Raw genomic sequence first — 26,346 nt, forward strand, 5'->3', positions numbered from 1 at the left:
ACAAAAAAGGGGAACAATCATGTCAAATTCTCAACCGACGCTCGCCAAGAGCCTGACCGGGCTGCATTTATGGGGACTTGCAGTCGGCCTCGTCATCTCGGGCGAATATTTCGGCTGGAGCTATGGCTGGGCGGCGGCCGGCACACTCGGCTTCTTGATCACCACGATCCTGATCGCCGTCATGTACACCACCTTCATCTTTTCCTTCACGGAGTTGACGACGGCTATTCCCCATGCCGGCGGACCGTTTGCGTACGCGCTCAGGGCCTTCGGCCCGCTCGGCGGCTTCGTTGCGGGCTTTGCGACACTAGTGGAATTCGTCTTCGCCCCTCCGGCCATCGCGCTTGCCATCGGCGCCTATCTCAATGTGCAGTTCCCGGGGCTTGATCCGAAAATGGCGGCCGTCGGCGCCTATATCGTCTTCATGGCGCTTAATATTGTCGGCGTTACCATCGCTGCGACATTCGAGCTCTTCATTACCATCCTCGCCATTATTGAACTCCTGGTCTTTATGGGTGTCGTTCTACCCGGCTTCTCCGTCGCCAACTTCGCGGCCAATGGCTGGGCTGGCGCACCTGAATTCTCGGTCGGCGCCATTGGAGGCATCTTTGCCGCCATTCCATTTGCCATCTGGTTCTTCCTGGCGATCGAAGGCGCGGCAATGGCTGCCGAGGAAACCAAGAACCCCACCCGTACCGTGCCGATCGCCTATATCGCGGGTATTCTCACTCTCGTTTTCCTGGCTTTCGGCACGATGATCTTCGCGGGAGGCGTTGGCGACTGGCGCACGCTGTCCAACATCAACGATCCGTTGCCGCAGGCGATGAAGGCTGTCGTCGGAGAATCCTCCGGCTGGCTGCATATGCTGGTCTGGATCGGCCTGTTCGGCCTGATCGCATCGTTCCATGGCATCATCATGGGCTATTCCAGGCAGATTTTCGCGTTGGGCCGCGCAGGCTACCTGCCGGAAGTTCTCGCGAAGATCCATCCGAAATTCCGCACGCCATACCTTGCTATCCTCGCGGGCGGCGTTGTCGGCATTGCCGCGATCTTCTCCGACAACCTGATCCAGATCGGCGGCTTGCCGCTGACTGCCAATATCGTCACGATGTCGGTGTTTGGCGCGATCATCATGTACATCGTCTCCATGGCATCGCTGTTCAAACTTCGTCGCACCGAGCCCGAGCTTGCCCGACCGTTCAAGGCATGGGGCTATCCCGTTGTCCCGGCCATTGCCCTTGGGCTTGCGCTCGTCGCGCTGGCGGCGATGATCTACTACAACTTCCTGATCTTTTTGATCTTCCTTGCGATGGGCGCGGTGGCCTTCGGTATCTGGCGCTTGCTGTCAGGCGGCGTCGCCAAGGAAGCGGCAGCTTCCGCGTAACAAGGCTCTCTGGCTCGATCATCAAGCAGGCAATCGGACGAACTGGTTCCGATCGATATCAACGACCCCCGCCGAGTTTGGCGGGGGAATTCGAGCGCAAAGCCCGGATGGCCTTACCATCACGTTCCCATTCAGATGGGTCAGCCCGCGCGCAAAGTTCTTAAATTCCTCCTTGAGACAAGCTCGAGGCTATTCGATCTTCCGTGCATCAGGTCGCGTTCGCCGTCGTTGGTTTACCGCACCTGACGATGGACCCGTCGCGTCCTCACTGCCCGCCGCGCGCCCAATCCCAGCAGCGCCGCCACGATCCAGCCACCGATAAAACCGATCGCTCCCCAGACGAGACCCGCAAAGCTGACGGGGACGCCGGGCACGAAGTCGCGCCAGGTATTGGCGAAAACGACGTCATCTGCGCCTTGCAGCAGCACGAAAGGCTTGGCGACGGGTGCGGCGGTGCCGAGGTGGAGTTGCTGCGACAGCAGTGTTTCGTAGCGTGAGATCGTGCTTTGCATCGAAACACCGCGGTCGCGCAGGAAATCGTCGGATGATTGCGCATAGGCGTTCAGCGCCTGCTGGCGATCGAGATGGTGTTCGGCCGCCTGGGCATTGAAATCCTCGACGATGACTCGCAATTCGTCGATCGCCCCGCCGATCCGCTGGCGGTATTGCTGCACAAATTCCGGCGCCTGCGAAAAGACCGTGCCGCCGGCAAGCCCGGCGACGACGGCGATGATCCTTGCAATCGGTCCCATGAATGATGCCTCCGGCTATCCCCCTGCGCTAACGATCCGGCGCGTCAAAGGTTTCTGCCTCCGTCACAATCGGTAACTCTATGTGATTGAACCGACTGCGCTTCCAGCGAGTTGATGCCGTGACCAACTCAGAAAGAGAGGCTTGTCATGAGACAGATTATCCTTGCCTGCACGCTCGCTGCTGCGTCCATCTTTTCCGCAATGCCGTCCCAGGCGGCAAGTGTGACCATCACCACGGATGATGCCAGTCCCACTTACCGTCATGCGGAACGGCCCTATTACCGCCATCACATGCGGCCGCGCCACGTCTCCCAGGACTGCTTCACCAAGACGGAAAAAATCCGCCGTCACGGCCATACGGTCGTCAAGGAAACCCGAATCTGCCGATAAGGCAAATCCATGCAGAAAAAGCCCGGCTGATCCTTCAGTCGGGCTTTTCTCATCTGATCTCGCCGATGAGGAACTTCGCAATATCAGCCGCGTTTATTGTGAAACGGGAGCATTCATCATGCGTATCAAGATGATTCTTTTGGCCATCGCTTATGTCGCCGTCAGCGTCGTGCTGCTTGCCATCGCCTACCAGCCGCAGAGTTCGGGCGCCATGCAGAAAACGGATCGCCTGGCCGGCTCGTCCTTCCTTGTCGAACGCTTCGCCGGTTGATCAACTGAGCGCCGGCTTATAGGCGAAGACGTAGAAATATTCCTCGTCCGGCAGGTCTGGCTTCGGAGCTGCCCGTCGTCTGATCAATGCGTACCGTCAAGCGAATATCCGCCAAGCAGAATCCGGTTCTGCACCGAATGCACGCCCTCGACAGCCTTGGCGACCGCGGTTGCCCGTTCGATTTCGCCCACCGTGCCGACTGTGCCGCTCAACACGATATGGTCGTTCTCCATCGTCACTTCGACATCAGACGCATCGATGCCGCCGGCGATCGCCAGCGCATTGGCAACGGCCGCCTCGACGGATGCGCGATTGGCGATTTCGGCTTCCATCTCGGGTTCGAGCCCGTGAAATGTCTGCTCCTTGAAAACCATGATCCATTCCTCCGTGAAACCTGCGGAGGAAACGCCCTTCGACAGAGTTTGGTTTCAGCACCGCTACCAGTTAACGCGATAGCGGAGATTGACGCTGCCGGCCTCATCCCCCGAAAACGGATTGTTCATCGACGCATCGAGGTTGAGGTTCGGCAGGATGGCCTGGCTGACGGCCACCGTACTTGAGAAGTCCCCGGTGGCATTACTGACGCCTGTGCCCGCCGAAAGCGAGGTTCCCGTCCAGGGATGGATCAGTTTCAGCGCCTGCGATGCCGTCACAGAAGCCTGCCGGGCATCGACCGCATCAAATTGAACGCTGATGGACCGGCTCGATTGCATGTCGAGCGAATCGGACAGAATCCAGCTGCGCGAGCGGCTGAGGGTCAGCGCGCCGCTGCCGCGCAGCGTATCGACGCTGACGCTCGCGCCCTGCTGTGACTGGCTTGCCGGGGTGACGTTCGTCCTGGTGATCCTGCCCCAAAGCATTGCCTGTTCGGAATCGGGCAGTGGCGCCCCGCCCTTGGTCGAGGCAAGCGCGATGTCGGCGCCAGCGCTCGTTTCCCATTCCGCCGGCAGGCGAAACCCCATCGTCGCCTTGTAGGACCGGTCCGAAAGCTTGGTCGGCGACCAGATCAGCAGGTCGTCCGCCCGCGTCGCGGTGGTGAGCGAGGGCAGGATGGCGAAAAGAATGCATGCTATTTTGGATGTCGTCATGAAGTAAGAACATTTTGCCTGACACAGGACCGCGGCTCCGAAACCGAAGCAGCAGCACACATGAAGCGCTCGCAGCGAACGCGATGAGGGATCACGGCCAAGCCGCTCATCCCGGTTTCATCCTCGATTTAATGGTTGGCTCGGAAAGCCGGCGGCACTGAGTGCCTGTTCTTCAATAGACGCCTTAGCGCCCCGAATTGCCCATGCGACCGAAACCAGCCGCAGCGGAACCGCAATTCCTCAAACAATGTTATAAGGATCACATCCAACCGCCGTTCTGTAAACCCCTTAAGGGTTGAAATCTGCTGCACCGCACACTTGCCGCCCCCTCCAAAGCCTAGTAGAGCCTGAGCCTACGAGAGAAATTTTCGCGAAATTCCACATGATGACCGGCAAAAGCGCGCCGCGGCGCCTCAGCATCTTCGGTTCGACGGGTTCGATCGGCCAGAATACACTCAATGTCGTCGATCATCTGGGCGGACGGGAGAACTTCGAAATCTCCGTGCTGACCGGCAGCGGCAATGTCGAATTGCTGGCCCGGCAGGCGAAATCATCCGGTGCGCGGCTGGCGGTGACGGCAAACGACCGGCATTACGAATCACTGAAGAGCGAACTTTCCGGCAGCGGCATCGAGGTCGCCTCGGGAAAATCCGGCCTGATGGAAGCCGCCGACCGGGATGTCGACTGGGTGATGGCGGCAATCGTCGGCACCGCGGGCCTGGCGCCGACGCTTGCCGCCACGCGCCGCGGCGCCGATATCGCTCTTGCCAATAAGGAATGCCTGGTATCGGCCGGCGATCTGTTCATCGCCGCGATCCGCGAAGGCGGCGGCAGGCTGCTTCCTGTCGATAGCGAGCACAACGCCATCTTCCAGGTGCTGGAAGAGAACCAGCGTCACGCCATCGAGCGGGTCATCCTGACGGCGTCGGGCGGTCCCTTCCGCACCGCCTCGCTGCGTGACATGGCTGATGTGACGGTGGAAACCGCACGCGCCCATCCGAACTGGTCGATGGGATTGAAGATCTCGATCGACAGCGCCTCGATGTTCAACAAGGCGCTGGAGATGATCGAAGCCCGGCACCTTTTCGGTCTGAGACCCGAACAGATCGAAGTCATCTTCCATCCGCAATCGATCATCCATTCCATGGTCGGCTATACCGATGGGTCGGTGCTGGCGCAGCTCGGCGCGCCCGATATGCGCACCGCCATCGGTTATGCCCTGTCCTTTCCGCGCCGGCCGAACCTGCCGGTCGAGCGGCTGGATTTCGCCAAGCTCGCCAGGCTGGATTTCGAGGCGCCGGATGAAGTGCGGTTTCCGGCGCTGCGGCTCGCACGCTTGGCGATGATGCGCGGCGGCGTTCAGGGCGCGGTGCTGAACGGCGCCAAGGAAGTGGCGCTCGAAGCCTTCATCGAAGGGCGGCTGTCCTTCCTCGCCATGGCCGAAGTCACCGAGAGGGTCATGGACGATCTGGCCGGCCTGCCGCCGGCTGCCGGCATGGACGATGTCTTCGCCGCCGACAGGGAGGCCCGGCAAAGGGCGGCGGAGCTCATGACACTGGCGATCGCCGAGTGAAGATCAGACGGGCCGATCGCCGAGTGGTCGCCCGCCTGTGATCCTCACCACCGCTATTAGCGCAACCGGTTCCCGCTCTCGTCGAACAACCGGCAATCCGACGGTTCAAACAGCAGACTCACCTGCTCGCCCGCCGCGATACTGATCGGTGAGCGATGCTCGACGGTGAGCGACTGGCCATCGGCAAGCTGGCAATAGAGATATTGCGTTCCCCCGAGATATTCTGAGAAATCGACCTTGGCCGTCAGGCTGCCCGATAGATCGGATGCCACCTTCAGATGCTCCGGCCGCAGACCGAGCGTCACCGCGGCACCAACCGGCCGGTTTGCGGGCGGCAGACCGCTTTCGATCTGCCGGCCGGCGACTTCGACCAGGCCTCCCTCACCCCAGCGGGCATTCAAAAGGTTCATCCGGGGCGAGCCGATGAAGCCCGCCACGAAGGTATTCGAGGGATTCTCGTAGATTTCCCGCGGCGTTCCCGCCTGTTCGACGCGGCCGTCGCGCAGTACCACAATCTTGTCGGCGAGCGTCATCGCCTCGGTCTGGTCGTGCGTGACATAGATCATCGTGTTGCCGAGTTCGCGGTGGAGGCGGGCGATCTCGATGCGCATCGAAACGCGCAGTTCGGCATCGAGATTGGACAGCGGTTCGTCGAACAGGAAGACATCGGGCTTGCGCACGATCGCCCGGCCGATCGCCACACGTTGCCGCTGGCCGCCGGAAAGCTGTCCCGGCCGCCGGTCGAGAAGATGGTCGATCTTCAGGATCGCAGAAGCGGCCTTGACGCGCGTCTCTATCTCCGCAGCATTGGTGCGCGCCATCTTCAATCCAAAGGCCAGGTTGTCGCGCACGCTCATATGCGGATAGAGCGCGTATGACTGGAAGACCATGGCGATGCCGCGCTCGGATGGATCGAGATCGGTGACGATACGCCCCTTGATCTCGACCTCCCCGTCGGTCACGTCTTCCAGGCCGGCGATCATGCGAAGAAGCGTCGATTTTCCGCAGCCGGAAGGGCCGACGAAGACGACGAATTCGCCCTCCGCAATCGTCAGGTCGATCCCGTGGACCACCTGCAGATTGCCATAGCTTTTTCGCACGTCCTGGAGCACGACGCTCTTGTTAGCCATACCGTTCGTCATCCCCAAAAGACCTATCTGTCCGACTGGACCCAGACGAGCATCTCTCCGGGCGCGCGGTTGTCCCAGAGATGATAGGGCACGAAACGTGCGGTGGCGACCTGCCTTTCGGCCGGCGCTTTGCGGTAGAGCGGTGTTCCCCAGTTCGACGTTTCCTCGCGCTCGACCCTGAGATCAAGGGCGACGGCATCATTCAGATCCTTCAGCACGACGGTTTCGGCGGCCGGCAGCTCGCGGGGCAGGACGATGGCGTTGAGGTCTTCGCCATTGTCCGTCGTTTCGACGCAATAGACGAGCGGGCCGCGCATCAAGGCGACGCGGCCGGCATCCTGGCGCACCTTCGGGTTGGCATATTGCGGGCGAAGCGCCAGCGGCAGGTAAAGGGCGACACGATCGCCGTCGGCCCACTCGCGATCGATCCAGGCATATCCGTCCCGGAGATTGGCGTTGAGATCGAGCATCCCTCCGTTGACGCTGAGGGTTGCACCATCGGCCCAGTCCGGAATACGCAGCGACAGCGCGAATCTAGCCGGCTTCCCCAGCTTGGTGGTAAAGGCGATCGCACCGTCCCACGGGTAGTTGGTGGTCTGCTCGAGCTCCACCTCGGCGCCATTGGCAAGCTTCAGTCGCGCGGTGCTCTCGCCATAGAGGTGCACGGCGATCTCATTGTCGGAAACGGCGTACATGTAGGAGCCGATCGAGGTCACCAGTCGGGCGATGTTGGGCGGGCAGCAGGGGCAATGGTGCCATTTCCACCGGTGATGTTTGCCGGCACTTTCAAGCGGGTTGTCATAGAAGAACGTCTTGCCGTCTGTGGACAGCCCCGGCAGCGCACCGTTGTAAAGCGCCTGCTCCATGATATCGGCATAGCGCCGATCCGGACCTCGTCCGAGCATGCGGCTCGCCCAGAACACCAGCCCGACCGAGGCGCAGGTCTCCGCATAAGCGGTATCGTTCGGCAGATCGAAGTAGTCGGTAAAGCCTTCGTTGGAGGCCGCCGGCCCGATGCCGCCGGTGATGTACATCTGCTTGGTCGTCAGATCGTCCCAAAGCGTTTCCAGAGCTGCCGTCAGGCTGTCGTCCTTGTATTCGGTGGCGATGTCGGCCATGCCCGAATAGAGGTACATGGCGCGCACGGCGTGGCCGACGACCTTTGTCTGCGCGCGCACCGGCTGGTGCGCCTGCGCATATTCATAGGTCTTCTGGTGGTACTGGGAGACATCGCGGCCGTCCCGGCTTGCTTCCGCCGTGAAGAAATGCGGTTCGGTGCCGCGTTCGTCGATGAAGTATTTCGACAGGTCGAGATATTTCTTCTCGCCGGTCACGCGGGCGAGCTTGACCAGCGCGAGCTCGACTTCCTCGTGGCCGCAATAGCCTGATATCTGGCCTTCGCCATGACCGAAAATCTTGATCATGTAATCGGCATAGCGGCACATGATGTCGAGCAGCTTGCGTTTGCCGGTCGCCTGATAATAGGCGACCGCGGCTTCCATCAGGTGGCCGGCGCAATAGAGCTCGTGATGGTCGCGCAGGTTGGTCCAGCGGCGGCTCGGTTCCACACGCTGGAACCAGGCGTTCAGATAGCCGTCCTCATCCTGCAGCTTCTCATACATATCGATGATCTCGTCGGCGCGCGCTTCCAGCTTCGGATTCGGCCGGCGATAGAGCGAATAGGCAATGGTCTCGATCGACTTGCCGAGGTCGGAATCCCAGAACATCTGCGTCGTCCCGCCCCAAGGCTGAATGGGAATGACGACCCCGGGGCTCGGCTGATCGACGTCGATCGCCTTGAGCATGCCGGCCTCGACGCAGCGGTCGAGCAGGGTCTCGGCGGTGGAATTGCAGACGGCGTCCTGCCATTTTCCCCAGAAGCCGCCGAGCTCCACATCGGGAACGGCGACGGGACGAAACTGGCGGTCATTGCTTGGTTTGGTCATGGGCTCCACTTTCTCTAAGATCATTTCACCGCGCCGGCCATCAGCCCGCGCATGTAGTAGCGTTGCAGGAGCAGGAAGACGATCAGGCAAGGGATCGTCATGACGACGACACCGGCCTGGACCGCTCCCCAGTTGATGGCGCCGAGCCGTCCGGCGCGAACCGCCGTCATCAGCACCGGCAGGGTGTATTTCTCATTGCTGGAGAGCAGCACGAGCGCGGCGAGAAACTCGTTCCAGGCATTGAGGAAGGCAAAGATCGCAACCGTCGCAACGCCGGGAAGCACCAGCGGCAGAAGAACCCGGACCAGAAGTCTGAGGTCGCGCGCACCGTCGATGCGTGCGGCCTCTTCGATCTCCTTCGGCACGGCGTCGAAGGCGTTGCGCATCATGAAGACCGAGAAGGGTAGCTGCAGCGTCACATAGACGAGTGTCAGCCCGAGCAGCGAGTTGTTGAGACCGAGCTTTGCCAGGATAATGAAGAGCGGCGTCAGGATCGACTGGAACGGGATCATCAGCGTCGCGATGATCAGCACGAAGAGCGCATTCTTCAGCGGGAATCGATAGCGCGAGAAGCCGTAACCGGCGAGCAGGCTGACGGCGACGGTCAGCACCACGGTGGCGACCGAAACGAATAGCGAATTGATCATGTGGCGCCAGATGCCGGCGCCGAACGTATCGAGCAGCGCGTAGGAATCGATGCTGACGCCCGAGGTCGGCCACGGCGGCAAAGGCGGCAGGCTGGCCTCCGTGCCATGCCGGAAGGACGACAACAGCGTGATCACGAAGGGGGCGAGAAAGAAGATCGAGATAGTGATGCCGGTCAGATGATAGGCCGACTTCGTTCGGACGGCCTTGCGCGCGCGACGTTCCCTTGAGGTGGTCATGGACGCTCCTCCCCGACGCGAAGCAGCCAGAGCTGCACGATGCTGATGGCGACCAGGATGGCGAGAAGCACGATCGAGAGCGCTGCGCCATAGCCGAGATTGAACGACACGAAGGACTGGTTGAAGATGTAGTAGACCACCGAGATCATCTTGTTCTGCGGTCCGCCTGCCGTCATGATGTAGAACTGGTCGAAGGCAAGGATCGAACCGGTGACGGAGACGATCAGCGCCAGTGCGATCGTCTTGCGCATCAGCGGCAGCGTCAGATGCCGGAAACGCTGCCAGCGGCCGGCGCCGTCGATACGGGCGGCCTCCGTCAGCTCGGACGGAATGGCCTGAAGCCCGGTCAAAAGAATGATCATGGTGAAGCCTGCAATCTTCCAGACGACCATCACCACGATCGTCAGAAAGGCGGTGTCGAAGGTCGCAAGAAGATTGGGGCTCTTTTCGACAAGGCCGAGCGCCTTCAAGGCAGGGCCGATGAAGCCGCTATCGACATTGGCGAGCCAGACCCAGAGCAGGGAGGCTGTGGCAAGACCGACCACGACGGGCAGGAAGATGATCGTGCGGTAGGCGCCGACGAACTGCCGTTCCTTTTCGACGAAGATTGCCAGCGGAAAGGCAATCGCGAAGATCGCGATGGTGACGATCACGGTGTAATAGGCCGTGAAACTCAGCGCCGTCATGAAGCGGGTGTCGTTGGCCATGCGGAAATAATTATTGAAGCCGATCCAGCGGGACGCCCCCATCAGCGGCCAGTTATGCAGGCTCATCCATCCGGTGAAGAGAACCGGCATGATGAAGAAGACGATGACCAGCGCCATGGCCGGCGCAATGTAGGCGAGACCGCGCCAGTTCGATCGGCGCCGTCGCCTGCGCCGAGGCAATAGAATCTCTGAACCGGAACCGGTCATCAAAACGCTCCGCATCTGTCGAGTGGAATTGGCCGGGAAGCTGCCACCGCTCCCCGGCCGCGGCCGGGAGAGAGTTATTGGCCGCTATCGATGATCGATTGCATTTCCGACTGGGCGCTCGAAAACGCGCCGTCGACATCGTCGCCGAAGATCGAGGCGTTGGTGAAACTGGCCCAGGGTCCGTTGGCGCTGTTGATCAAGTCGTTGAACTGCAGCGTATAGGGTGTCTTGGCGACACCGATCGCCTTCAGGCCGACCTGCATGCGCGGATCGAGACCTTCCAACACCTTATCGGCGATATCGCCGCGCGTCGGCAGGCTGCCATATTTCGCCATGATCTTCTGGCCGTCCATCGAATACACATATTCGAGGAACTCCTTCACCGCGTCGATCTTCTTCGTGCCCTTGGTGATCACGAAGTTGTCGCCGCCGGCAAAGGACGAAGGCTTCCCGTCGACGCCAGGAATGAGGGTTACGCCGAAGTTGATATCGGGATGCTCGGTCACCAGCGTGCCGATGGCAAAGGCGCCGAGGCTTTGCTGGCCGATCTTGCCGTTGGTGAAGGTCAGGAAGTTGGCGCCGTTGTCGCTGGCGGCTCCCGCCGGCACGAGGTCCTTCTTGACCATGTTGCGGTAAATATCAACGGCCTTGCGCATCTGCGGCGTATCGAGCGTCGCCGTCTTGCTATCGGCCGACAGGATATCGGCGCCCGCACCCCAGACGAGCGGCGTGAAGGTGAAGATCATGCAGCCGCCGCAGCCGCCGCCGGAGAAATAGAAGCCGTAGGTATCGTCACCCAGCGCCCGGATCTTCTCGGCATTGGCGGTAATTTCGTCCCAATTCGCCGGTGCCTTTTCCGGGTCGAGGCCGGCCTTCTTGTAGAGATCCTTGTTCCAGGCAAAAACGGAGGTTTCGACCGACAGCGGCAGGCCGTAAATCCGGTCCTGATAGGTGCCGAGGCGAACATGCGATGGCGAAAGCGAGTTGAAATAGGGCAGGGATTTTGCCCAGTCCGTCAGGTCTTCCAGCTGCCCGGCCGCAGCAAAGGCAGGGTTATAGATGAGATCCATCGACAGCGCGTCTGGCGCCTGTCCGCCGGCGATCGCCGTCGCATATTTCTGCACCAACTCGGAGAACGGCACTTCGGTCATCACGACCTTGCTCTCGTGACCGGAATTATAGGCTTCGACAACCTTCTTAAAGGCGTCGCCGATCCCCGAGCGAACCCACATTTCGACATTTTCGGCAGCCGACGCGGCCGACACCAGACATAGGGTAGCGATGCTGGTCGCCACCAATAGACGCTTGATCATGACACTCCTCCCGATATGGCGCATCTCCTCGCGCCTTTGCTCATTCACGTGTTCTCATTCCGTGGGGGCTTTCCCCCCGCATGACTGCCGGACGATCAGCCGGCACGGCAATTTCCTCACTCCCGGCTCGACAGGCCGTCCTTCCGCAAGCGCGAGCACCGTCAATCCGGCTTGTCGCCCGAGCTCCTTCAGTTCCATGTCCACCGTTGTCAGCGGCGGCCGCGTCTGGGCAGCGACAATCTCCCAATTGTCGAAGCCGATCACCGAGACGTCCTGCGGCACCTTGACGCCGCGTTCGCGCAACCCATCCACAGCACCGCGGGCGATCTGATCGTTGCCGCAGAAGAGCGCGTCCGGTTTTTCTCCCGGTCTCTTCCAAAGCTGTTCGACCGCCTCATGGCCCCAGTTTTCCGACCAGACGCCGTAGAGCACCGGCTCGCGGTGACCTGCGACCTCGTGATAGGCGCCGGCACGCTCCCGCACCGAGAAGAAGTCCTCCGGACCGGTGATGTGCGCAATCCGCCGCCGCCCGATCTTCACCAGCCATTCCACCGCCAGCCGCGCACCCTGTTCGTCGTCAGACCGGAAGGTAACGCTGTTCTGCGTCCCCTCCGTGAATGCGTAGACGACAGGCACATGCAAATTCGACAGATCGACAGGCAGACGTCTGTCCAGACGTTTTCCTGTCGCGATGATGCCGTCGACCTGTTTGTCGAGCATCGCGTCGACATGGATCTGAGCGAGCGCCGGATCGTCTTCGATGGCGCACAGGAAGACCGAAACGCCGTGATCGACGAGAGCGTCGGAAATACCCGCCATGACAGGCAGCGTGAACCGGCCATAGGTGTCGTTCGTCAGCAGCCCGATAGTGAAGCTGCGTTTGCTGAGAAGACCTCTCGCCAGCGCATTCGGCCGATATCCGATTTCGGCGGCGATCCGTTTCACCCGCTCGCGCGTTTCCGACCCCATCCGGCCGGTATCATTGAGAGCTTTCGACGCCGTCGAGATGCTCACCGCGGCAGCCGCCGCCACCTCGTGGATGGTGATCCTGCCTCTTTTTCCTCCCGATATGTTCAGAACGTCCTCCTTCTGAAGTGACCTGAGAAAAGCTTTTACCAATCTCTATGTCAAGTGAGAAAAGGTTTTCTCACGCGACCCCAGGGCTCGGATCGGCAACGCAGTTTGCGGGAGGACGCAAGCACAGGGAAAGATCCATGCGCATCGGTCGGGCCGATTGCGATGTGCCATCGGTGTTAAGACCAAGCGCAGAGCGGATGATCTTGAACGGGTAAGGGAGGTTTGTTGCAGCGTCTTGCGGGAGCAAGACCGATCGCTGTCAGAACCTCCAGCGGAGGCCCTGAATTACGGTTCGAACCGAGCGATCATCGAAAAATCAGGCGACGTGCCTTGCGAGCGCGCAGCGCGACCACAGCGAATGCAGCGCTTCGACCAGATGGGCGATATCGGCGTCGGAATGCAGCGGCGTCGGCGTGATGCGCAGGCGCTCGGTTTTCTTCGGCACGGTGGGATAGTTGATCGGCTGGACGTAGACGCCGCAATTGTCGAGCAGCAGGTCGGAGATCCACTTGCACTTGGCCGCATCGCCGACCAGCACCGGCACGATATGGCTCGGATTGGGCATATGCGGGATGCCGCGCTGGTCGAGCAGCGCTCTCAGCTTGCGGACACGGTCCTGATGGCGGGCGCGTTCGAACTGGCTGACCTTCAAATGCTGGATCGAGGCGACGGCGCCGGCGGCAAGTGCCGGCGGCAGCGCCGTGGTGAAGATGAAGCCGGAGGCAAACGAGCGGATGAAATCGCAAAGCGCTGTCGAAGCGGCGATATAGCCGCCCATCACCCCGAAAGCCTTGCCGAGCGTACCCTCGATGACCGTCAGCCGGTCCATCAGCCCCTCGCGCTCGGCAATACCGCCGCCGCGCGGGCCGTACATGCCGACGCCATGCACTTCGTCGAGATAGGTCATCGCGCCATATTTGTCGGCGAGATCGCAGATCTCCTTGATCGGGGCGATATCGCCATCCATCGAATAGACGCTCTCGAAGGCGATCAGCTTCGGCGCCTTCGGATCGGCGGCCTTAAGCTTGGCTTCGAGATCGGCCACATCATTGTGCTTCCAGATCACCTTGTCGCACTTGGCATAGCGGATGCCCTCGATCATCGAGGCATGGTTCAGCGCGTCGGAGAAGATGATGAGGCCGGGAATCTTCGCGCCGAGCGTGCCGAGGGCTGCCCAGTTGGAAACATAGCCAGACGTAAAGATCAGCGCCGCTTCCTTGCCATGCAGGTCGGCAAGCTCACGCTCGAGCATGACGTGATGGTGGTTGGTGCCAGAAATATTCCGGGTGCCTCCCGCACCCGCGCCACAGTGGTCGATGGCGTTCTTCATCGCCTCGATCACCTTCGGATGCTGGCCCATGCCGAGATAGTCGTTGGAGCACCAGACCGTGACTTCCTTCTCGCCATCCACGGTGTAACGCGTCGCGCGGGGAAAATTGCCGCGGTGACGTTCGAGATCGGCAAAAACGCGGTAACGGCCCTCGGTACGAAGCCCGTCCAGCTCGTTTTTGAAAAACGCTTCGAAATCCATCATATGCTCCAGTATCACGCGGATGTTCTTGATGACTGGACGTCCGCGCGTCAATGCTTACCCTTTGCTTTAACATCAACTGCGGCAAAAGGCCCAGATTTTTGAATGATTCCAGATAAAAAATATGCGAGCCGCGATCAACGAAATTGATGCCGCATAAGGCCGCCGAGTTTGCGGACCGGGCAAAAGGCGACCCAGCCTGATCGCAAAAAAATCAGCACATCGGATGGACAACCCTTTCTTCCGACATAGTTTTCGGTCTAGCCTGACAAAAAATAAGAAGGGACGGCCTTTGCCCGCTGGGCAACAACCTCGGAGAAAAAAGATGAAGAAAGTTGTCATACTCGCATTGATCGGCCTGTCGATCGCAAGCTGCACGCCGACGCAGCAAGGCGCCGGCATCGGCGCTGCATCAGGTGCCGTCATCGGCGGCGCAGTCACCGGCAACGTCCGTGGCGCGGCAGTCGGCGCCGCTATCGGCGGCGTGTCCGGCGCCCTCATCGGCAGCGTCGCCGAACAGCCTGGCCAGTGCTACTATCGCGACCGCTACGGCCGCCGCTACATCGATAGTTGCCCGCGCTGAGAGCGCTTGGAAATCGGCAAATTCAGGAAATCCCGGACACACGTCCGGGATTTTTTGTGCTAAATTAGCGCGTTGGCAATTTAAAATGGTACACCCCGCGCGATTTTGTCGCTAAGCTGTTCATGGCTGGGCAACGAAGCTTCAATGTAGACACAACCAAAAGCGGCGGATGCGGATCAGAGGGACAGGCCCGAAAACAGGTACTGCGTATCGGCGAACAGGCACCATGATGGTAGTCGCAGCGGCAGCTGCGTTCTCACCGGTCCTGATCGGCGACGCTTATGCCTTCAAGCTTTTCGGCATCACCATTTTCGGCAAAGAAGAAGACGAAGGCGAACAGGTGCCCGATCCGGTGCGCTACCACGTCGACCTCAGGGCCGATACCGCCGATCCCGACCTGAAAGAAGCGCTGGAAAACAGTTCCCGTCTCCTTAGTGACCAGAAGCAGCCGGTTTCCGGCGATCTCGGCATCGTCGTCAAGGCGCGCGACGACCGTGAGCGGCTGATCGCCGCCCTGTATGAAAAGGCCCGTTATGGCGGCCTGGTGACGATCACCATCGACGGTAAGAATATCGACGACCTGCCGCCCAATCCGACATTCGACCGGTCAGGGCCGATCCCCGTCACCGTCGACATTGCTCCCGGCCCCGTTTTCAAGGTCAGGGAGGTACAGTTCGGCGGCGATGCCGCAAACCATAATCCCGCCGATTACGACCTCGCCCCGGGCGCGCAAGCCGGCTCGCTCGCCATCATCAGGGCCGGCGACAAGATCGTCGAACAATTGAAGAGCGAAGGCCGGCCCTTCGCCAAATTGACCGAACGCAAGGTCGTCGCCGATCATAACAGCGACACCGTCGATATCGTCCTTGCTGCCGAGGGCGGTCCCATCGCCCCGATCGGCGATGTCGGCGTCACCGGCGAGAAGACCGTCAGGCCAGGTTTCATCCAGCGCTATTCCCGGCTGAACAAGGGCGAAGCCTACTCCCCGGAAGCGCTGAAGAAGGCCGGCGAGCGGCTTCGCGCCCTCGGCGTCTTTTCGAGCGTCACCATTCACGAAGGGGATGCGCTGGCGCCTGATGGCACCTTGCCGATGACGATCGAGGTTTCGGAAGGCAAGAGGCGCTACTTCGGCGTCGGTGCGCAATATTCCACCACCGACGGCTTCGGCGTTCAGGGCTATTGGGGCCACCGCAACCTGTTCGGCGAAGCCGAAACGCTGAGGATCGAGGGAGCGGTCTCGCGGCTTGGCGAAACGACGGATGTCGGCAGCCTCGACTATTCCGCCGGCATCCTCTTCACCAAGCCCGGCGCCTTCTTTCCCGCCGCCACCCTGAAGGCGGGCATCGTCGCCAAGACCGAAAATCCGGATGCCTATAACGCGACGCTCGTCACCGCCTCGCTCGGCCTTTCCTACGAGCTGACCGACCGGGACACGGTCTCGGCGAGCGGCGAGGTCAGCTGGGAGCGCGACGATGACGCCTTCGGCGAGAACGACTATCTGACCTTCACCCTACCGATCCAATATGATCGCGACGCACGCGACGACAAGTTCAACCCGACGGAGGGTTATCGCGCGACATTCTCGGCAAAGCCCGGCTACGAAATCTTCAACGCCACGCCCTATGCGGCATTCGAGGGCTCGATCTCCGGCTACCTGCCGTTCGGCCAGGAGGACGGCGTGGTGCTTGCCGGCAAGGTTGCCGCCGGCGTCCTGATCGGCGGCGATAGCATCGGGGATATTCCCGCCACGCAGCGCTTCTTTGCCGGCGGCGGCGGCTCCGTGCGCGGATACAGCTATCAGGAAATCTCGCCCTATAACGACAATGGCGATGCCACCGGCGGCCGCTCCTATGTGACCGGTTCGCTGGAGGCCCGCATCAAGATCACCGATACGATCGGCATCGTGCCCTTCATCGATGTCGGCACCGTATCGGACAGCACCTTTCCGGGTTTTTCCGATATTCGCGCCGGTGCCGGCGCCGGAATACGATATGCAACGCCTTTCGGCCCGCTGCGGCTTGATTTTGCCATGCCGCTGAACAAGTACGAAGATGGCACAGATTACGGAATCTACGCCGGCATCGGCCAATCCTTCTAGAATTGCCGATTCCCCCGTGTTTTCCGATCTGTGAGCCGTCATGAAAACGGGGTAGTGTCCGCGCCGATGCAAATGCTGGCAAAAATCGTCAACTGGATCGTACGGCTGACCGGCTATGCCGTCGGCGTGACTTTGATTCTCGCTGTCGCGGCCCTTGCGATCTTCGGCTTCACCAGTTTTGGCGCCCGCATCGTCACCGAAAAGATAGCCTCCACGCTTTCCAACCGCGACATGACGATCCAGGTTCGTGAACCGCAAGGTCTTCTGACCGGCGGGCTTCGCGCCGCCGAGATCTCCTTCTCCGACACCAGGGGCGTCTTCGCGGAAATTCATGGCATCGCGATCGACTGGAATCCGCTGGCGCTGCTGACCGGAACCTTCCACGCCAAACGCTTCGAGATCGAAGCGATCAACGTGCTGCGCAAGCCGGTGCGCACCCTGCCCTCGCGGCCCGGAGCTGAAAATTCCGGCGGATTCGCCCTTCCGATCAAGGTCGATATAGACCGCGTCGCGCTGCCCGATATCAAACTTGCCGCACCCGTTGCCGGCCGCGCCTTTGCGCTCGCCGCCGAGGGCAGCCTTTCGGCGAACGGCGATGGCGGCGAGGCGGTCGTCAATGTCAGCCGTCACGCGGTTCCGGATGCGCGGCTTGCCGCCGACATCGCCTATGCGCCAGCCGAAAACCGGCTGCGGCTGAAGGCGCAGCTTTCCGAGCCGAAGGGCGGGCTGCTGGCGGGCTTTCTCGGCTTGCCGGATAGCCCGGCCGTCAATATCGATCTCGACGGCCAGGGGCCGATATCCGATTGGAAAGGCAAAGTGCAGGCCGCCCTCGACGGACAGCAGCGCGCCGCAATCGAAGCCCGGCATCAGATCACGGCAGACGGATTGCACCACCTCGACCTCAAGGGCGGCGGTGACTTGAGCTCGCTGCTTCCATCGGCATTCCGGCCGCTTTTTGCCGGCCAGACCAATATCGATCTTGCCACCACCTTCGACGACCGCGGCAAGATCGATATCCAGACCGGCAATATCGCCACCGGCAGCGTCGTGATCGCCGCCTCGGGCACCCTCGATCCAGCCGGCAACAACAGCCTGAACGCCAATCTGCTCGGCACGTCGGGGCCCGTCGATTTCCGCTGGCCGCTCGCTGAAGGCGAAGCGCGCTTCCTCATTTCTGGCCTCAACCTGGCGCTAACCGGCGATGCCCAGGCCGCCCGACTGAACGTCAGCGGCTCGCTCGACACCGCAACCCTTCCGCAGGCCAATATCGGCAACATCAAGCTGACCGCAAAGAGCGACGCCTTCAATCTCGCCGCCCGTTCCGGCAGCGTCCAGTTGCGCCTCGTCGCCGGCGATACGACCTTCACCGACCCGAACCTCAATCGCGCCGTCCAAGGCCCGGTCACGATCGCCTCGCCGCTGCAGATCTCGCCCTCCGGCATCGGCTTCAACGGCACCACCGTCGAAAGCGCCAATATCAACGGCGGCCTCAATGGCTCCTACCGGCTGGCAGACAAAGCGCTGACCGGCAACCTCAAGCTCACAGTCAACCCGGCAGCTCTGCCGGCTGCGATGACAAGCAGGTTCGACGGACCGATCTCGCTCGAAAGCCAGGTGGTCGGCACCATCCCGTCAAAATTCGCACTGTCCAATCTCGTCCTGAAATCCGGCACGCTCGAAGCCGCCGGCAACGTCGCGCTCGATGGCGGGATGTTGAATGCCGATCTCTCCGGTCGGCTGCCTGACATCGGCAAGCTCATCCCCGGCGCCAGTGGTGGGGCGGGTTATGCGTTGAGAGTGGCAGGTGAGCTCCCGGCCATCTCCGTGACGGCCAATCTCAAGGCCGCCAGCCTTGAAATGGCCGACCGCACGCTCGGCAACCTCAATATCGACCTGTCGGGTCTCGCCGATCCCAAGGCGCCGCAGGGCAGGATCGCCGCCACCGGCACGATCGATGGCCAACAGATCGGCATCAACGGCGACATCACCTCGCAGGACGGCAAGATAAGCATTCCGGCGCTGACCGCCGATATCGGCGGCAACCGACTGACCGGCAATGCGGAATTCTCGCCTACCCTGGAGCCAACAGCCGCACTGACCTTCGATTTCCCCAATGTCGGCCTGCTCGCCGCACTCGGCGGACAGAAGGCCGAAGGCGATCTCAAGGGTTCGCTCGGCGTCAGCAGCGACAGTGGCAAGATTGCGCTCAAGCTGCTTGCAACGGGCGGCTCGATCCACCGTGATACGCTTGCGATCGTCAAGCCGGATATCGATGTCACGATCAGCGATCTCAATGCCCTTGCCGCAAACGGCACTATCAAGGCCGAGGGGGTAAGCGCCGGAACGAACAAGCTTGCCGGCCTTTCGCTGGGTTTTACCAAGCAGCAGAACCATACCGACTTCGATCTCGATGCTGCCTATGACGGCAATCCCGTGCTGGCCGCGGGCAATATCGAGGCTCAGGACGGCACGATCCACCTGAACCTTGATCGCTTCTCGGCAAGCCCCCGCAATATCCCGATCGAGCTGGCCGCACCGACGCAGGTCGCCATCGGCGGCGGCGCCGCCAATCTGAACGGACTGATGCTGAAAACCGGCACCGGCTCGGTAACCGTTACCGGTTCCGCCGGCGAAACGCTGAAGCTTGATGCAGATATCCGCGAGCTGCCGGCAGCGCTCGCCAACGGTTTCGTGCCCAACCTTTCAGCCGGCGGCACGATCTCCGGAACGATTGCCGTGACGGGAACGCCGGCAGCACCGGTCGCCGACTTCAAGCTCGACTGGAAGGATGCGACGACGGGCCAGACCAAGGGCGCCGGCCTGGCGCCGCTCGACATCACCGCCGGCGGCAAATTCGCCGACAACAAGCTCGATTTCGACACCACGGTCGGCAGCAATGACGGCCTCTCGCTCAAGGCCGCCGGCAATGTCGCGCTCGCCGAGCCGAAGGCACCGGTGCTTGATGTCAACGCTGATATCCTCAACCTGCCTGCCCGCATCGCCAACGGTTTCGTTCCCGATCTCGCCGCCGAAGGCACGATTACAGGAAAGGTGGCGGCCTCCGGCTCCCTCGCTGCGCCGACCGCCAATTTCGATCTCGATTGGAAAGACGCGGCGACGAGCCAGACGAAGCGTGCCGGCCTTGCCAATCTTGGCGTGAAGGCAACCGGAAAATTCGCCGACAACAAGCTCGATTTCGATACGGCGATCGGTGGCGGAAACAGCCTCTCGGTGAAGGCGACCGGCAATGTCGCCATCACGGGCACGACGATCGGCAACGTCAAGGTCGACGCTGCACTGGCAAATGTCCCGGCGAATATCGCAAATAGTTTCGCCGCCGACCTTGCCGCCGAAGGCGCGATCTCAGGAAAGATCTCGGCCAGCGGGTCGCTTTCCGCTCCGAGTGCCGATTTCGATCTCACTTGGAAAGACGCGGCAACGAGCCACACAAAGCGCGCCGGCCTTGCTGCGCTCGGCGTGACCGCATCGGGAAAATTTGCCGACAACAAGCTTGATTTCAACGCGGTGGTTGGCGGCGCCAACAGCCTGTCCTTAAAGGCAAACGGCAATCTTGCCATCAAAGGCACGACGATCGACAACCTCACGGTCGATGCCACACTGGCAAATGTTCCGGCAAATATCGCAAACAGCTTCGTCGCCGATCTCGCCGCCGAAGGTACGATCTCAGGAAGGATCTCGGCCACCGGATCCCTCCCGGTTCCGAATGCAGATTTCGATCTCACTTGGAAAGATGCGGCGACGAGCCACACGAAACGTGCCGGCCTTGCAGCGCTCGGGGTGACCGCATCGGGAAAATTTGCTGAGAACAAGCTTGATTTCAACGCTGCAGTCAGCGGCGATAAAGACCTCTCACTGAAGGCCATGGGCAATGTCGCACTCGCCGGCACGGCGATCGACAGCATCAAGGTCGATGCCGAGATCGCCAAGCTTCCGGCCAGTCTCGCAAATGCCTTCGTTCCCGATCTGGCGGCCGGCGGCACGATATCCGGCACTGCGTCCGCCTCAGGGACACTCGCCGCACCGAAAGCCGACTTCAAGCTCGACTGGACGGATGCTGCGACCAGCCAGACCAGAAGCGCTCATCTCTCGGGCCTCGCGCTCACCACATCCGGACGCTTCGCCGACGACCGGCTCGATTTCGATGCCACTCTCGCCGGCAAGGACGGCCTCTCGCTGAAGGCCGCCGGCAACGTCGCGATATCAGGCAACTCGGTTAAAACCCTCGACGTCAAGGCCGATCTCGCCAACCTGCCGGCAGGCCTCGCCAACGGCTTCGTCCCGGGTCTTGGCGCAGAGGGCACCGTGTCGGGAACTGCATCTGCCTCCGGAGCGCTTCCGAAACCGGCCGTCGATTTCAAACTCGACTGGAAGAACGCTGCGACCGCCCAGACCAAGAGCAGCGGCCTTTCGGGCCTGAGTGCTGCGGCGTCCGGCAAGTTCGCCAACGACCGGGTCGATTTCGATGCCAATCTCGCCGGCAAGGACGGCGTGTTGGCCAAGGCGACGGGCGGCGTCACGATCGCGGGAACGGCCATCCGGGACCTTTCGATCAATGCCGATATCCCGGCGCTGCCGGCAAATATCGTAAATGCCTTCGTTCCCGGTCTCGGTGCCGAGGGCACGCTTTCGGCAAGCGCCATAACGTCGGGAACGCCGGCAAATCCGATCGTCGATTTCAAGCTCAACTGGAAAGATGCCGCGACCAGCCACACCAAGGCTGCCGGCCTTTCCCGCCTTGCGCTGGCGGCGACCGGAAAATACGCCGGTGACAGGCTGGATTTTGATGCCGCGCTCAACGGCAGCGGCGGCATTGCGCTGAAAGCCGCCGGCAATCTCGCCATCGCAGGCACGTCGATCAAGTCTCTCGATGTTACGGCGAATACCACCAATCTTCCGGCCAGCATCGCCAACGGCTTCGTTCCCGGCCTTGCAGCCGAGGGCGCGGTGTCGGCAACCGCAAAGGCCACCGGCACGCTATCGGCGCCCTCCGTCGACTTCAAGGTCGACTGGAAGAACGCGGCGACGAGCCAGACCAAAGGTGCCGGCCTTTCGCCGTTCAGCATCGGTGCATCAGGCAAACTTGCCGGAAACAGGCTGACGGTCGACACCAGCCTTGCCGGTGACGCCGGCATGTCGCTGAAAGGCGGCGGCAGTGTCGTGATCACAGGCAATCGCGCCCTCGACATGCGATTCAACGGCAATCTTCCTTTCGCCGTGCTCGGCGCCCCGCTTGCGCAGCAGGGGCTCGTTGCGGACGGCGTCGCCACCGTCAACCTCCAGATTGGCGGAACGGCCGCAGCGCCTGTTATCAACGGCACTGTCTCGACATCAGGCGCCAAGCTCGTCGACGTCCGACGCAATCTTGCCGTCAACAATCTTGCGGCGACCGTGACCTTCAATGGCAGCCAGGCGGTGATATCGCGCCTCAGCGGCAACCTTGGCGGCGGCGGCACGATTTCGGCCAGCGGTACCATCGGCATCCAGCCGGCCGGCGGCTTTCCCGCTGACATTTCGATCAAGCTCGACAAGGCGGTCTATGTCGATGGAACGCTTGTCGTCTCGACCGTCAATGGCACGGTCGGCCTGCGCGGGCCGATCATGAATGCGACGCTGAGCGGCAAGCTTCGGCTCGACAAAACCTCGATCACGGTCCCGGAAAAATTGCCGACCTCGCTGAGAGAAGTCGACATCCGGCATAAGAATGCGCCGCGGGCGGTGCTTGCGCAGCTGCGCGATGACGGTGAGCGGAAACCCGGCGAGAAATCCTCCGTGATCACACTGGATCTCGAAATCGATGCGCCCTCGCATATCTTCGTACGCGGCCGCGGCATCGATGCCGAGCTTGGCGGCCGGGTGACCATCCGCGGAACAGCGGCTGCACCCATCGTGACCGGCGGTTTCATCATGCGCCGCGGTCGCATGACCATTCTCAACCGCCGCCTGGATTTCTCCGACAAGAGCAGGATCACCTTCGCCGGCGACCTGACGCCGGCGCTCGATATGGAAGCGACCTCGGCCTCCGGCTCGACGACGCTGACCGTCGACGTCGCGGGTCTCGCCACCGACCCCGCGATTACCTTTTCCTCCTCGCCCCAGCTGCCGCAGGACGAGGTGCTGGCGCAGTTGATCTTCGGCCAGTCGATGTCGAAACTCTCGCCGGTGCAGATCGCCCAGCTCGCCGACGCCGTCAGTCAGCTGGCCGGCAACCGCTCGACCTCGCTTTTCGAAGGCCTGCGCAATCAGCTTGGCGTCGACGATTTCGACGTCAGCACCGATTCCAAGGGCCAGACGAGCGTCAGCGTCGGCCGCTATCTTAACGATCGCACCTATTTCGAATTGCAGCAGGGCGGTTCGGCCGGCGCCAAGGCGGTGATCAACCTCGATGTCGGCCGCGGCGTCAAGCTGCGCGGGGGGGCCGGTGGCAACGGTGAGGGCGAAGCCGGGATTGTCTACGAACGGGAATATTGATCCATCTCGCCCGAAGCTGGCAGCGGCTTTGGACCGATGACATGCAAAAGCTCTAACCCGGCTTAGAAACCGGTTTTGCTGGTCTTGAGAAGGATGTTGGTTTCTGTCGAATTGATGCCATTGATCAGCCGGATCCGGTGCAGCGTCTCGTCGAAGGCAGCAAGGTCGCGATCCTCGAGTTCGGCGACGAAATCCCATTTGCCGTTGGTGCTGTGAAGCGCCCGCACCTGCGGTAGGCCCCTCAACTGATCGGCCACCCTGTCGGCGAGCTTGCCGAGCACCTCGATCATGACGATGGCGCGCACGCCGGCGGACCGCGTCTCATGACCGGTGCGGATAGTGAAGCCGACGATGGTGCCGCTGGCGACCAGCCGCTCGATCCGGGCGGCAACCGTTGCCCGTGATGCACCCGTCAATGCCGCAAGCGAAGAGACGGAAATCCGGGCGTTATGGCGAAGTGCACTCAGAAGTTCAGTGTCGAGATCATCCACGCTGATCACTTTGTCAAAATAGGTTTATCTATCTGCGCAATCATAGTCCATTTCTGACACTTTTCCATCTTTTTGCCGCCAGCCCTTTATCCCACTATCGGCCGAAACAGGCCTCAACACGGAGCCCTCCAAAATGAATACCCAATCGCGATCTGTCACCCTCATCGGCGCGCCGCTGGAAGAAGGCTCCGGCCGCAGAGGGGCTGCCATGGGCCCTGCGGCCCTGCGCATTGCCGGCGTCGACCAGACGCTGATCGAGCTTGGCCATGACGTCGCCGATATCGGCGATCTCAGGATCGTGCCGGCGATGGATCTGCCGAACCACCCGAAGGCCCACAATCTGAGGATCGTCGGCGCCTTCACGCGCGCCCTCGAAAGTAGCGTCTACGACGTGGCCGCCTCCGGCCGTTTTCCGCTGATTCTCGGCGGCGACCACAGCCTTTCCATGGGCAGCGTTTCCGGCATGGCCCGCTATGCCGCCAGCAAAGACCGCCCGCTCTTCGTCCTCTGGCTTGATGCCCATGCCGATTTCAATTCTCCGGCCACGTCGCCGTCCGGCAATATTCACGGTATGCCTGTCGCCTTCTTCTGTGGCGAGGCGGAGTTCGCCGAGATCCTGCCGAAGGGACGTCCGTTCGTCGATCCAAAGAATGTCTTCCAGGTCGGCATCCGTTCGGTCGATGCGCGCGAGCGCGAGGAAATCCACGAACACGGTGTCAATGTCTTCGACATGCGCGCGATCGACGAGCAGGGCATCGGCGCCATCATGCGTGAGATCCTCGATGTCGTGACCAGGGCAAACGGCCTGCTGCACGTCAGCCTCGACCTCGATTTCCTCGATCCCGAGATCGCTCCCGGTGTCGGCACGACGGTCCCGGGTGGCGCGACTTTTCGCGAGGCGCATCTGGTGATGGAAATGCTCTCGGACAGCGGCCTCGTCTCGTCGCTCGATCTCGTCGAACTCAATCCGTTTCTCGACGATCGCGGCAAGAGCGCCCGCATCCTGGTGGAGCTGACGGCAAGCCTCTTCGGCCGCCGCATCTTCGATCGTCCGACACGCGCCGCATAAGAGCATGTCGAGCAAAAGTGTGCAGCGGTTTTGCGATAACGACATGCGTTGAAATAAAACTAGAGGGAGAACGGCCATGAACACTTCGGAAAAACTGATCGCCACGGAACAACGGCTCGGCGCCCATAACTACAAGCCGCTCGACGTGGTGCTGACGCGTGGCGAAGGTGTTTATGTCTGGGATACCGACGGCAACCGTTATCTCGATTGCCTCTCGGCCTATTCCGCCGTCAACCAGGGCCATTGTCATCCGAAGATCCTCGCCGCAATGGTCGAGCAGGCGGGCAGGCTGACGCTCACTTCCCGCGCCTTCCGCAACGACCAGCTCGCCTATCTCTACGAAGAGCTTGCGGCTCTCACCGGCTCCCACAAGATCCTGCCGATGAATTCTGGCGCCGAAGCGGTGGAGACCGCCATCAAGGCGGTGCGCAAATGGGGATACGAGGTCAAGGGCGTGCCGGAAGGCAAGGCGGAGATCATCGTCTGCGCTGATAATTTCCATGGTCGGACGCTGAGCATCATCAGTTTCTCCACCGATCCCGAAGCCCGCGCCGGCTTCGGTCCCTATACGCCAGGCTTCCGCATCATTCCCTTCGGCGATGCCGAGGCTTTCGCCGCCGCAATCAATGCCAATACGGTGGCCGCCCTGATCGAGCCGATCCAGGGGGAAGCCGGCGTCATCATTCCGCCGACGGGTTATTTCACCCGCATCCGCGAACTCTGCACGGCAAACAACGTCACCCTGATCCTCGACGAGATTCAGACCGGCCTCGGCCGTACCGGCAAGCTGCTGGCGGAGGAGCACGAAGGCATCGAGGCCGACGTGACGCTGATCGGCAAGGCGCTGTCCGGCGGCTTCTATCCCGTGTCGGCCGTGCTTTCGAATTCCGAAGTTCTGGGCGTGCTGCAGCCCGGCCAACACGGCTCGACCTTCGGCGGCAATCCACTCGCCTGCGCAGTAGCGCGTGCCGCGCTCAAGGTGCTGACGGAAGAGGGCATGATCGAGAACGCCGCTGTCATGGGCGACTACTTCCTCGAAGGCCTCGGGTCGATCCGCTCGAACATCGTCAGGGACGTGCGCGGCCGTGGCCTGATGATGGCCATCGAACTGGAACCCGAAGCCGGCGGCGCACGGCAATATTGCCATGCGCTGAAAGAGCGCGGCCTTCTCGCCAAGGATACCCACGACCACACAATTCGCCTCGCTCCGCCGCTGGTCATCACCAAAGAGCAGGTGGATTGGGCAGTCTCGCAGATTGAGAAGACGATAGGCTGAGTAAATCGGCGCAATTCTTCTTCACGATCTCGAATATGCATGGAAGATCCCGAAAACCAGAGATCGGCTGGAAGAGATCGACAGCAA

20 protein-coding genes are annotated in these 26,346 nt (G+C 61.4%); 9 read left to right on the forward strand and 11 right to left on the reverse strand.

The window, feature by feature from the left end; all coding sequences use genetic code 11:
* The first annotated feature begins 19 nt into the window (after window positions 1-19).
* Window positions 20-1,384, forward strand: coding sequence for an ethanolamine permease (eat, locus tag BS629_RS06355; RefSeq protein ID WP_018243818.1), 1,365 nt, complete (start codon window positions 20-22; stop codon window positions 1,382-1,384).
* Between the two features lie 233 nt (window positions 1,385-1,617).
* On the opposite strand, the gene BS629_RS06360 is transcribed toward eat, so the two are convergent.
* A complete protein-coding gene (locus tag BS629_RS06360; RefSeq protein WP_018243819.1) occupies window positions 1,618-2,136 on the reverse strand; it encodes a DUF2937 family protein in 519 nt (172 codons plus the stop codon).
* Window positions 2,137-2,283: 147 nt separating this feature from the next.
* On the opposite strand from BS629_RS06360, the gene BS629_RS06365 reads away from it, so the two are divergent.
* Together BS629_RS06365 and BS629_RS39130 are read left to right on the forward strand one after the other, a co-directional pair.
* Window positions 2,284-2,526, forward strand: a complete 243-nt coding sequence (locus tag BS629_RS06365) for a hypothetical protein (RefSeq protein ID WP_018243820.1) — start codon at window positions 2,284-2,286, stop codon at window positions 2,524-2,526.
* A 118-nt stretch (window positions 2,527-2,644) separates the two neighbouring features.
* On the forward strand, window positions 2,645-2,797 hold the full coding sequence (locus BS629_RS39130; protein WP_018243821.1) for a hypothetical protein: 153 nt from the start codon (window positions 2,645-2,647) through the stop codon (window positions 2,795-2,797).
* Window positions 2,798-2,880: 83 nt separating this feature from the next.
* On the opposite strand, the gene BS629_RS06370 is transcribed toward BS629_RS39130, so the two are convergent.
* On the reverse strand, window positions 2,881-3,171 hold the full coding sequence (locus BS629_RS06370; RefSeq protein WP_018243822.1) for a BON domain-containing protein: 291 nt from the start codon (window positions 3,169-3,171) through the stop codon (window positions 2,881-2,883).
* 63 nt (window positions 3,172-3,234) lie between these two features.
* Window positions 3,235-3,885: a hypothetical protein gene (locus tag BS629_RS06375; protein ID WP_032980561.1), complete on the reverse strand. Its 651-nt coding sequence runs from the start codon at window positions 3,883-3,885 to the stop codon at window positions 3,235-3,237.
* Between the two features lie 382 nt (window positions 3,886-4,267).
* Between BS629_RS06375 and dxr the strand changes: the two genes are divergently transcribed.
* Window positions 4,268-5,458, forward strand: a complete 1,191-nt coding sequence (dxr, locus tag BS629_RS06380) for a 1-deoxy-D-xylulose-5-phosphate reductoisomerase (RefSeq protein ID WP_018243824.1) — start codon at window positions 4,268-4,270, stop codon at window positions 5,456-5,458.
* A 56-nt stretch (window positions 5,459-5,514) separates the two neighbouring features.
* On the opposite strand, the gene BS629_RS06385 is transcribed toward dxr, so the two are convergent.
* From BS629_RS06385 to hemA, 7 genes are all read right to left on the reverse strand, one after another.
* Window positions 5,515-6,588 (reverse strand): ABC transporter ATP-binding protein, encoded by a 1,074-nt coding sequence (locus BS629_RS06385; RefSeq protein WP_020493409.1) that lies wholly within the window; start codon window positions 6,586-6,588, stop codon window positions 5,515-5,517.
* Between the two features lie 23 nt (window positions 6,589-6,611).
* Entirely contained in the window at window positions 6,612-8,534 is a 1,923-nt protein-coding gene (locus tag BS629_RS06390) for a glycoside hydrolase family 127 protein (protein ID WP_018243826.1), read from the reverse strand.
* A gap of 20 nt (window positions 8,535-8,554) precedes the next feature.
* On the reverse strand, window positions 8,555-9,418 hold the full coding sequence (locus BS629_RS06395) for a carbohydrate ABC transporter permease (protein WP_018243827.1): 864 nt from the start codon (window positions 9,416-9,418) through the stop codon (window positions 8,555-8,557).
* A complete protein-coding gene (locus BS629_RS06400) occupies window positions 9,415-10,332 on the reverse strand; it encodes a carbohydrate ABC transporter permease (RefSeq protein ID WP_020493410.1) in 918 nt (305 codons plus the stop codon). Before BS629_RS06400 ends, BS629_RS06395 begins: the two co-directional genes overlap by 4 nt.
* A 74-nt stretch (window positions 10,333-10,406) precedes the next feature.
* A complete protein-coding gene (locus tag BS629_RS06405) occupies window positions 10,407-11,645 on the reverse strand; it encodes an ABC transporter substrate-binding protein (protein ID WP_018243829.1) in 1,239 nt (412 codons plus the stop codon).
* Window positions 11,646-11,699: 54 nt separating this feature from the next.
* Window positions 11,700-12,677 carry a LacI family DNA-binding transcriptional regulator gene (locus tag BS629_RS06410; protein WP_020493411.1) on the reverse strand — a complete coding sequence of 326 codons (978 nt, stop codon included), beginning with the start codon at window positions 12,675-12,677 and terminating at the stop codon, window positions 11,700-11,702.
* A gap of 361 nt (window positions 12,678-13,038) precedes the next feature.
* Window positions 13,039-14,253 carry a 5-aminolevulinate synthase gene (gene hemA, locus BS629_RS06415; protein WP_018517247.1) on the reverse strand — a complete coding sequence of 405 codons (1,215 nt, stop codon included), beginning with the start codon at window positions 14,251-14,253 and terminating at the stop codon, window positions 13,039-13,041.
* A gap of 325 nt (window positions 14,254-14,578) precedes the next feature.
* On the opposite strand from hemA, the gene BS629_RS06420 reads away from it, so the two are divergent.
* The 3 genes from BS629_RS06420 (at window position 14,579) to BS629_RS06430 (ending at window position 23,423) form a co-directional block, all read left to right on the forward strand.
* Window positions 14,579-14,836, forward strand: coding sequence for a YMGG-like glycine zipper-containing protein (locus tag BS629_RS06420; protein WP_018243832.1), 258 nt, complete (start codon window positions 14,579-14,581; stop codon window positions 14,834-14,836).
* 169 nt (window positions 14,837-15,005) lie between these two features.
* Window positions 15,006-16,934: an autotransporter assembly complex protein TamA gene (locus BS629_RS06425; RefSeq protein WP_018243833.1), complete on the forward strand. Its 1,929-nt coding sequence runs from the start codon at window positions 15,006-15,008 to the stop codon at window positions 16,932-16,934.
* Between the two features lie 66 nt (window positions 16,935-17,000).
* Window positions 17,001-23,423: a translocation/assembly module TamB domain-containing protein gene (locus BS629_RS06430; protein ID WP_018243834.1), complete on the forward strand. Its 6,423-nt coding sequence runs from the start codon at window positions 17,001-17,003 to the stop codon at window positions 23,421-23,423.
* Between the two features lie 62 nt (window positions 23,424-23,485).
* On the opposite strand, the gene BS629_RS06435 is transcribed toward BS629_RS06430, so the two are convergent.
* Window positions 23,486-23,923, reverse strand: coding sequence for an Lrp/AsnC family transcriptional regulator (locus BS629_RS06435; protein ID WP_018243835.1), 438 nt, complete (start codon window positions 23,921-23,923; stop codon window positions 23,486-23,488).
* Window positions 23,924-24,047: 124 nt separating this feature from the next.
* Between BS629_RS06435 and rocF the strand changes: the two genes are divergently transcribed.
* Window positions 24,048-24,983: an arginase gene (rocF, locus tag BS629_RS06440; RefSeq protein ID WP_018243836.1), complete on the forward strand. Its 936-nt coding sequence runs from the start codon at window positions 24,048-24,050 to the stop codon at window positions 24,981-24,983.
* Between the two features lie 76 nt (window positions 24,984-25,059).
* Window positions 25,060-26,259 carry an ornithine--oxo-acid transaminase gene (gene rocD, locus BS629_RS06445; RefSeq protein WP_018243837.1) on the forward strand — a complete coding sequence of 400 codons (1,200 nt, stop codon included), beginning with the start codon at window positions 25,060-25,062 and terminating at the stop codon, window positions 26,257-26,259.
* Window positions 26,260-26,346: the final 87 nt, after the last annotated feature.

It is taken from the genome of Rhizobium leguminosarum bv. viciae USDA 2370, from assembly GCF_002008365.1.
Classification (GTDB): domain Bacteria; phylum Pseudomonadota; class Alphaproteobacteria; order Rhizobiales; family Rhizobiaceae; genus Rhizobium; species Rhizobium leguminosarum.